Annotated in this window: 5 protein-coding genes; 1 reads left to right on the top strand and 4 read right to left on the bottom strand. The window is 70.1% G+C overall.

All coding sequences use genetic code 11. The annotated features are described in order from the left end of the window. The coding region (locus C1J00_RS36465; RefSeq protein ID WP_219728397.1) for a streptophobe family protein at positions 1-478 on the bottom strand (478 nt) is incomplete at its 3' end. 241 nt (positions 479-719) lie between these two features. Here C1J00_RS36465 and C1J00_RS36460 point away from each other — a divergent pair. Next, positions 720-3245 carry an ABC transporter ATP-binding protein/permease gene (locus tag C1J00_RS36460; protein WP_180989826.1) on the top strand — a complete coding sequence of 842 codons (2526 nt, stop codon included), beginning with the start codon at positions 720-722 and terminating at the stop codon, positions 3243-3245. 90 nt (positions 3246-3335) lie between these two features. On the opposite strand, the gene C1J00_RS36455 is transcribed toward C1J00_RS36460, so the two are convergent. The 3 genes from C1J00_RS36455 to C1J00_RS36445 form a co-directional block, all read right to left on the bottom strand. Then, positions 3336-4064, bottom strand: coding sequence for a transglycosylase SLT domain-containing protein (locus C1J00_RS36455; RefSeq protein WP_102913215.1), 729 nt, complete (start codon positions 4062-4064; stop codon positions 3336-3338). 342 nt (positions 4065-4406) lie between these two features. Further along, a complete protein-coding gene (locus tag C1J00_RS36450) occupies positions 4407-5450 on the bottom strand; it encodes an S-adenosylmethionine:tRNA ribosyltransferase-isomerase (RefSeq protein WP_102913214.1) in 1044 nt (347 codons plus the stop codon). Then, on the bottom strand, positions 5447-6101 hold a 655-nt coding region (locus C1J00_RS36445), incomplete at its 5' end, for an SDR family NAD(P)-dependent oxidoreductase (RefSeq protein ID WP_102913213.1). The genes C1J00_RS36445 and C1J00_RS36450, both read right to left, overlap by 4 nt.

Genomic DNA, 6101 nt, shown 5'->3' with positions numbered 1-6101 from the left:
GGCCCAGCGACCCCCCGTCGATCGTGATGACGTCGTGACCCGCCCACGCGAGGCCGCCCAGCATCGCCACGAACAGCGCCACCACCGCGCCCGCCCGCGCGAACAGTTCGGCCCGTGAGATCCCAACTCCCGCCGCCCGCAAGGACCTCAGGAAGAACCACGACAGCAGCACCGCACCGACCAGGCTCACCCCCAGTGGCGTGATCTCGATGGCCGTGTCCGCCTCCGCGCCCGTGAGACCGAACGCCGACACCTCACCGGACGGCGTGACCGAACCACCCGCCCCGAGGGCCACCACCGCCGCGGTCATCGGCCCCAAGGAGCCCGCCGCGTCCGCCTCCAGCAGCCGCAGACCCAGCGCCGCCGTCCCCGCCATCCCGATCAACGCCCAGCTCACGGCGGCCACGGCGGACATCAGCACGTCCCCCCACGGTACGCGCGCGCCGTCCCTCGCCGTCCCGGCCCCTGCTGCACTCATGGCAGGCCCCCCGATCCGCTGCGCGACGGGAACACCACGCATGTCCCCCTCGCGTCGAAATACCACTCTCCGGCCCGGTTTCAACCCCGTCAACGGAATCGGCAGATGCGTCCGAACGCGGTCTTCACAAGGCCCGACTTTCGGTCAGAGGGCAGCTCCTGAAATAGTTCCCCCCGATGTTCGACATCCCTAGACTCCCCATGTCGGGGGTAAATCGGGGGACAACTCAGTGGGGCATGGAGTGCCGGAACTCGTACTGGAATCAAACGGACGTACCTGGACGCTCGATCCGTCCAGGGCCTACACCCTCGGACGTGATCCGCAAGGGGACGTCGTCTTCGACGACGCCAGGGTCTCCTGGCGTCACGCCACGGTCAGCTTCAACGGCCGCAGTTGGGTCATCGAGGACCACGGCAGCACCAACGGCACGTTCGTGCAGGGGCAGCGCATCCATCAGATGGAGCTCGGCCCCGGCTCGGCGGTCAACCTGGGCAACGCGACCGACGGTCCGCGCCTGAGCCTGTCCGGCGCCGCGGCCTCCGTCGCCACGCCGCAGGCCCAGCCCCAGCAGCAGCCGTACGCCGCGCAGGGCGCGAACCCCGCGTGGGGGCAGCAGGCCCCGGCCCAGCAGCCGCCGCAGCAGCAGGCTCCCCAGGCCGGCTGGCAGCAGCCGCAGCAGGCCGCGGCGCACATCCCGCAGCAGCAGGGTCCCGGTGGTGTCGCGGGGGCACCGCCGGTCTACGGCGACCGCAGCCCGACCACGTTCCACCAGTTCTCCCTCGGTCGCGTGATGCGCATCGGCCGTGCCCTGGAGAACGAGCTGGTCGTCTCCGACCTGCAGGTCTCCCGGCACCACGCCGAGTTCCACTCGACGCCCGACGGCCGTATGGAGATCCGGGACCTCGGCTCCCACAACGGCACGTACGTCAACGGCCAGCCGATCGCCAAGGGCGGCACACAGCTGCTCGGCCCGACCGACGTCGTCGGCGTCGGACACTCGACGTTCCGCATCGTCGGCGACCGGCTGGAGGAGTTCGTCGACACCGGCGAGGTGTCCTTCTCCGCCCGCCACCTGACCGTCACGGTCGACGGAGGCAAGCAGATCCTCAAGGACGTCTCCTTCGGCGTCCCGGAGAAGTCGCTGATCGCGGTGATCGGCCCGTCCGGTTCCGGCAAGTCGACCCTGCTCAAGGCGCTCACCGGCTACCGCCCCGCCAACCAGGGCGAGGTGCTGTACGACAACCGGAACCTGTACAAGCAGTTCGCCGAGCTGCGCCAGCGCATCGGTCTGGTCCCGCAGGACGACATCCTGCACAAGGAACTGACCGTCAAGAAGGCCCTCAAGTACGCGGCCAAGCTGCGCTTCCCGGCCGACACCACGGCCGCCGAGCGCGAGGCCCGCATCGACGAGGTGCTGCGCGAGCTCAAGCTCGACATCCACAAGGACAAGAAGGTCACGTCCCTCTCCGGCGGCCAGCGCAAGCGGGTCTCGGTCGCCCTGGAGCTGCTGACCAAGCCATCGCTGATCTTCCTGGACGAGCCGACCTCCGGCCTCGACCCGGGCATGGACCGCGACGTCATGCAGCTGCTGCGGGGCCTCGCCGACGACGGCCGTACGGTCCTCGTCGTCACCCACTCGGTGGCCGAGCTGGCGATCTGCGACAAGCTGCTGGTGATGGCGCCGGGTGGCTCGGTCGCCTACTTCGGCCCGCCCGAGGAGGCACTGAACTTCTTCGGCTACGACACCTGGGCCGATGTCTTCTCCGCCTTCGAGAACTACCGCGACTACGACTGGGCGGGTCGCTGGAAGGGCTCGCAGCACTACCAGATGTACGCCGCGGACATCGACGCCGTTGCGCCGCAGTCCGTACAGGTTCCGCAGATGCAGGCGATGAAGCCGCCGAAGCCGCAGGGCTGGATGTCCCAGTTCGTCACGCTGGTCCGGCGTTACGTCTCGGTGATCGTGTCCGACAAGGGCTTCCTCGCCCTGATGGTGATCCTGCCGGCCGTGCTCGGCGCGGTCAGCCTGCTCATCGACGCCGACAAGGGCCTGCTGCCGAACCCGGCGAATCCCGAGACCGGCCGGATCATCCCGAACGGCACGGCGACCACGGTCCTGCTGATCCTCGCGGTCGGAGCCTGCTTCGCGGGCGCGGCGAACTCGGTCCGAGAGCTGATCAAGGAACGCGTCATCTACGAGCGGGAGCGTGCCACCGGCCTCTCACGCTCGGCGTACCTGATGTCGAAGGTGTTCGTGCTGGGCATGATCACCGTGCTCCAGGGCCTGCTGGTCGGCGTCATCGGCTTCTCCAGTCGTGAGATCCCCGAGGAGGGCCTGGTCCTCGGCGGCGCGACCTTGGTCGAGCTCTCCATCCCGATCATGGCGCTGGGCTTCACGTCGATGATGTTCGGCCTGATCATCTCGTCGCTGGTGAAGACCGCCGAGAAGACCATGCCGCTGCTGGTGATGTTCGCCATCATCCAGGTCGTCTTCACCGGCTGTCTGTTCGCGCTGCACGGCTCGATCGGCGTCAACCAGTTCTCGTTCCTGATGCCGTCGCGCTGGGCGGTGGCCGCCGCCGGTGCCACGCTGGACTTCAACAAGATCAGCCCGCCCGAGACGGCCGGCGACACCGACCCGCTGTGGGAGCACACGGTCGGGGCCTGGGCCATGGACATGGGCGCGCTCCTCGTCCTCGGCGTGATCTGCGGGTTCTTCGTGGCCCGCTTCCTGCGCCGCCACGAGCCCGAGGTCATGCGCAAGTAGGCACCGCCGTACGACGCCCGAAGGGCGGCACCCTGTCAGGAGGGTGCCGCCCTTCGGCGTTCGTACAGCGAGCAGAGGTCCGCGCCGGCCTCAGTACGCGCTGTCGACGTTGTCCATCGAGCCGTACTTGTCGGCCGCGTAGTTGCAGGCCGCGGTGATGTTGGCTACCGGGTCGTAGATGTCCCAGGAGGTGCCGGGGACGTGCCAGTGCTTGAAGGTCGGCGGGATGACCTGCAGCAGACCCTTCGACGGGATGCCGTTGATGGCGTTGATGTCCCAGTTGTTGATCGCCTTCGGGTCACCCGAGGACTCCCGGATGATGTTGCGCTTGATGCCGTCGTAGGAGCCCGGGATCCCGTGCTTCTTCATGACGTCGAGCGACTCGCGGATCCAGCCGTCGAGGTTGTTCGGGTAGCTCTTGGCGGCGGCCTTCTTCGCCTGGGCGCGCTTGGCGTCGCGGCTCGCGGCCTCCTTGGCCTGGCGCGTGGCCTCGGCCTTCTTCTTCGCCGCCTCGGCGGCGGCCTTCTTCTTGGCGGCGGCCGCGGCGTCGGCCTTCTTCTTCGCCGCGATCTGCTCGGCCTTCAGGCTGGCGCCGGCCATCTGGTCCGTGACGCTCGCCTTGACGTCCTTGATCTGCTGGTTGCTGTACGCCACCGCAGCCGGCTGAGCGGCCTCGGTCGTGGTCTTGGTCGAGGCGCCGCTCGGCACCGCGGAGAACCCGATGGCGGCGGCACCGAGGGTGGCGACACCCGCCATGGCGATCTTGTGGTGACGGGTCAGGCTACGACTCTGAGCACGGCTGAAGATGTTCTTGGGCATGCTGCTGTGGACCTCTTCGAATAGCGCGGGAGTCGCTCGGCGTCCGGCGTTGGACTCGGTGTGTTTCCGACACAAACGCCGCGGAGGTGAACCCACGGCGCTGAGCGACGAGAGCAATTCTTAGCGGCCGCAAAATGGCGTGGCAAAGGTGTGACGTACGAAAGAAGATAGTGGATCAGGCATGGGTAAATACGGGCAACCTGGACGTACTGGCCGCTCAAAAGGTGGGGCTTTGTCTCCTACGTACTTTCGTACGTGACGTGGGTCCTATGTGAGGGCTCACATCGCCCCTAGATCAGTCTCACGGCCAGTTGCACAAGCGATGCTCAGTGTGAGGCCCTTTCAGGGCAGTACGAGGTGCACGTCCCCGAACTCGTGCCACAGATAGCGGCCTTGCAGCGCGGCCTCGTATCCCCGCCGAACCGCCGCCCGCCCCGCGACCGCCTCCAGCATCAGCAGATGCGAGGCCTCAGGCTCGTGCAGCCCGGTCAGCAGCCCGTCCACCACGCGTACCCCGCGCTCCGGTGTGATGACGAGATCCGTCCATCCCGCGCGTGCGCGTACGGTCCCGTCGGCGTCCACCGCCGACTCCACGGCCCGCACCGCTGTCGTCCCGACCGCCACGACCCGGCCGCCACCGGCCCTCGCGGCGTCGATCAGCCGCGCCGACGCCTCGGGCACCGTGAAACGCTCGGGGGAGGGCGGCTCGTGCGCCTCCGCCGAGGCCACCCCTGCGTGCAGCGTGACCGGCGCGAACTGCACCCCCCGGCTCACCAGCTCCGCCACCAGCCGGGCCGTGAAGGGCCGCGCCGCGCTCGGCATCTCCGCACTGCCCGTCCCGTCCGCCGACGGCAGCGCGAACACCGTCTGGTGGGCGGACAGCGGCTGGTCCCGCCGCGTGTAGGCGTAGCGAATCGGCCGTCCGTGCTCCCGCAGCAGCCCCGGCACGTCCGGCCCGGACGCCCGCGCCCACCACAGCCGCTCGCTCCCCGCGCCCAGCGGCTCCTCCAGAACCAGCCGTACGCCTCCCGGCAGGCACACCTCCCTCCCCGGGGGCCCACCCGCACGCGCGCGTGTGGTGCCCCGGCCGTCGGGCTCCCGCAGCTCCACCGCCCAGCGGCCGTCGTCCCCGCGTGTGGAGAAATGCACCACCACACGCGCGTGCCCGGTCCATCCGTCCACGGCCGCCGCCAGCGTGAGCGAGGTGTTGACCACGAGCAGGTCCCCGGCCCGCAGCAGAAGAGGCAGCTCCCGGAACGTGTGATGCGCCACCTCGGTACCCCGCGACACCAGCATCCTCACGGCGTCCCGCTGCTGCCCCGGCCGCCGCTGCTCGACGGGGACCGAGGCCGACAGCTCCTCCGGTACCCGCACGGCCAGGGTCATCGGGCTCCGTCCAGCAGTGCCGCGGCCCCGTACCGCCCGCTCGCCGGACGCTCGTCCAGCAGCCGCAGGAACCCCGGCACCGCAGCCGCCGGCTCCGGCCGAGGCTCCCGGTCGTCCGGTACGGCCGCCGCGTACAGGTCCGTGGCCATGTCCCCGGGATCCACCGCCCAGACCCGCAGCCCCGGCTCCTCCACGGCGAGCACGGCCATCAGGTAGTCCAGCGCGGCCTTGGACGCCCCGTAGCCGCCCCAGGTCTCGTACGCCTCGGCCGCCGCGTCCGAGCTGACCGCGACGACGGTGCCCGACTGTGAGGCCCGCAGCAGCGGCAGCGCCTCCTGGACCAGGCCCAGCCCCGCCACCGTGTTCACCTCCAGCGCCCGGCGCAGTCCCTCCAGGGGCAGCTCCTCCAAACTGACCAGCGGCTCGGCGCCCAGCGCGCTCGCGTTGTGCACCAGCAGATCGACACCGCCCAGCCGCCAGGCCGCCGCCACCAGCCCGGCCCGGTGCGCGGCGTCCGTGACGTCCCCGGGCAGCGCGGACACGCGCGAGCCCCGCGCGGACACGGCCTCGGCCGTCTCCGCCAGCGCATCGGCACCCCTGGCGTCGAGCACGAGGTCCCACCCCCGTCCGGCCAGGGCCTCGGCCAGCGCC

Source organism: Streptomyces cahuitamycinicus (genome assembly GCF_002891435.1).
GTDB lineage: Bacteria > Actinomycetota > Actinomycetes > Streptomycetales > Streptomycetaceae > Streptomyces > Streptomyces cahuitamycinicus.
Note: the sequence above shows the minus strand (reverse complement) of the source record. Positions and strands in the feature narration are given on the sequence as shown.